The sequence below is a fragment of the Aerosakkonema funiforme FACHB-1375 genome, from assembly GCF_014696265.1.
Classification (GTDB): domain Bacteria; phylum Cyanobacteriota; class Cyanobacteriia; order Cyanobacteriales; family Aerosakkonemataceae; genus Aerosakkonema; species Aerosakkonema funiforme_A.
In genome coordinates this window covers 1-3,371 of record NZ_JACJPW010000223.1, presented here as the reverse complement: position 1 = coordinate 3,371, position 3,371 = coordinate 1, and the positions used below count along the sequence as shown (strand labels likewise).

The 3,371-nt window shown below is 44.8% G+C and carries 1 protein-coding gene; it reads right to left on the bottom strand.

What is annotated here, in order from left to right:
* On the bottom strand, positions 1–3,371 hold a 3,371-nt coding region (locus tag H6G03_RS37000; RefSeq protein ID WP_190475914.1), incomplete at both ends, for an ATP-binding protein.

Sequence of the window (3,371 nt, the reverse complement as noted above, 5' to 3'; positions counted from 1 at the left end):
TGGGTAATTGCGCCTTGAATTAGTAAACGATCGTCTTGCCACAGCATTAATACGCATTTATCAGCCCCAGCATTTTCGATGACAATAGAAAGTAACGATGACAGTAGTTTGGACAGTTCGATTTCCCCAGAGATCGTTTGAGAGGCTTTGAGAATTGCTTTTAAATCCAGGGTATCTGAGATACTGGTGCTGCTGGATGTAGCGGCACTAATAGATGTCACAGTTCCCAAAGGAACAATAGTTTCGTGAGTGGAAACAACCGAACGGTTTTGCTGTAAGATGGGGGCGAGTAATTGGGGATAGCGTTTTTCTAAGTCTGCTACTTTCGCTTTTGCTCCCCAACGGGCATAGCAGTAGTAGGCTTCTTGCATATATAATTGGGCAAATTTTTCTTTACCCCGATCGAGATAAAACCGAGCAGCAAGTTCGTTGGCGAGGGCTTCTTCCTGAACAAAACCATTGTCTTTAGCACCAGCAATGGCGCGATCGTAAAAATCCCCCGCTTCACAAAGTTTGCCTAGAACTCGGCACTTTTCTGCCTCCAATAAATCCATCTTATGCTGATGATTCATGGGCGCAGATCGCGCCCATTCGGATAGGGCTGCTTGCTGTTGTTCGGCTAGAGTTAATGCGTGCGATCGCTCTGAATTTGATTTAGTCGCAGCAACCGTGAGGTAGGTTAGCCCAGCATAAAAATAGAAAATTGGAATCTGAATAAACCCAGCAATACTGCCCAAGTAAGGATAAGCTGTATCAATGTAAGTCAGGCCGCGATCGTAGTGACCGAAGAGATAAGCGAGCATTAGTTTACAGATACAAGCCCAAGCCAACGCCATTAACTCATTATCTCGAATGTACTGAGGAAAAATGACGGTTTCATCGTAAACATCACCAACCAGAATATCGGGGCGATCTGTGATGACAATCAGATTATTGATAGTCTGCTGTTTAATCTTGGTGTAGATCAGAGGATTATCCTGCTTCATCTGAGTCAGAACAGCAACATATTTTTTAGACTCCAGATCCAGATCTGTCAAACAAAAACCAGAGAAAAATTGATTATAGAGACAGTTATTGATGCTATAGCCCGCATAGAGCAGTCCGCCTGTTTCTATATGCAGCAGATAGCCTTCTTTGAGTAGTGGAACTGTAGATTGTAGAGATTGCCGACGGTGTTGAATCAAAGCGCCAAAAAATAGCAATACCATTGCTCGATTTTCAGATGAATGAAATCGATCGAGCAAATCCAAGGCAACTTTGCCAAACCGATACCCCCGATCCACATCACCGAAGTTTATTAAAACTAACCCATAGTTGGTATAGCCGATTGCTGATACTGAACTATTGCCAAATTGCACCGACAAGCCCACCATTTTAGCGCAGAGCAATGGCAATAGGACGGGGTTCAATACTTTAATGGGCACAAATAATATAGCCATTAATTTCATCGCCGCAATGATATGTGGGTCAGTCATTATCGGCAAGTGAACTAAATCCTCAATTACTCGGTTCTCAAGTTGCAGCGCCAAGTCTTGCAGTGCCTTTTCACTGGTGGCTTGATTTGCTTCGGGAGAAAATTCAACCCCCAATTGTGCCAGAGCATTAGACCCAACTGAGATCGCTTCAGCCATTTGATTTTGAGCAGCGCGGGCATTGATTTGAATGGCATAAATTTCCACCTTATCCAAGACCGTTTTTGCTGCATCCAAAACCAGTCGGCTTTGACACTCCATATCCTCAAGGTCTCCAACCAAATAGGCCACCTCTGCTGCCAGCACATGAAGCTGAAGGCTCAGGTCATACCGATCTTGCCAACTGTGACTGGTGAGGAGTGACAACCCGGTTTGCACAAAGTTTCTGGCAGCGACGTAGGCTGTGGCACTTTTGGCTTTCTGGGCAGCGTTTAAGTTGCCTTGGGCTAAGGCTTGGCGTTCTGCCCGATCCGTCAGCAGTTCTCGTCCCAAATTGAGATGTCCAACGATATCGAATAGCTTTTCCTCTTGTTCTGTTGCCGATAGCTTGGTTTGTAGTAATTGCCCAATGGTCAGATGGGTTAGCTGTTTTCGATCGGGGTCAATCAGGGAATAAGCGGCTTGTTGCACGCGATCGTGTAAGAAGCGATAGGCGGGATTGACCTGCTTTTCCCGATCGAATTGCTTTGATTCCTCTGACTGGAAGAATTTGTATACCTGACTGTTGGGTAAAATAAATCCTTCTTGCAGCGCCTTCCACAGGGCAGTTGCTGTTTCCGTTAGAGACTGTTCGGAAATAATCGCCAAGGTTGCCAAATCAAACTGGTTACCGACACAAGCCGCTAACTTCAATACTTGTTGCGTTTTCTCTGGCAGCTTCTGCAATTGCAGCGCCATAAATTCCACCACATCATCGGTGAGTGCCAGAGCATTGATTTGAGTAATATCACATTCCCAATAACAGCGATCGCCATTAAAGGTAATGTATCTGTCTTCGTGTAAGGCTTTGAGAAACTGCGTGGTGAAAAAGGGATTGCCTTTCGTTTTGCGATCGACCAATTGCGTCAGGGGGAAGGCTAGTTCTGGGGAACAATGCAATGTATCGGCAATCAAATGATTGGTATGCTCAACCGCTAAGGGCTTCAGTGTAATGGTATGAACGTTCGCTCCTGCTTTTTTCAACTCCTCAACGGTTAAGATAAATGGATGAGCAGGCGAGACTTCGTTATCGCGATAGGCTCCCAACATCAGCAGATAGCCATTGTCATTCATCAGCACTTTCATCAACTGAAGCGAGGCTGAATCTGCCCACTGCAAGTCATCTAGAAAGATCGCTAGGGGATGGTCTGCGGTGGTGAAGACCTGAATGAACTTTTGAAATAATAAATTAAAGCGATTTTCGGCGGCTGTTCCTGATAATTCTACTGCTGGTGGTTGTGGGCTAATTATGTTTTCTAATTCCGGAATGACTTCAATGATTACCTGACCGTTTTCACCAACTGCCTCTAATATTTTATGTTTCCATTGCTGAATTTGGACATCGCTTTCGGTCAATAATTGCCCCATTAAATCTCGAAAGGCTTGGACAAAAGCACTGAAGGGAATATTGCGTTGAAATTGGTCGTATTTACCTTTAATAAAATAACCGCGTTGTCTGACAATGGGTTTATGCACCTCGTTCACAACCGCAGTTTTCCCAATGCCCGAAAACCCAGCCACCAACATCATTTCGGTTGCACCCTGGCTAACCCTCTCAAATGCTTCTAGTAAGGGTTGAACTTCCGTATCTCTGCCATAAAGTTTATCGGGGATGATGAAGCGATCGCACAGATCTCGTTGTGCAATAGGAAAAGCTTCAATTTGACCTTTTGTTCGCAATTGCTGCCAGCATTGTTCTAG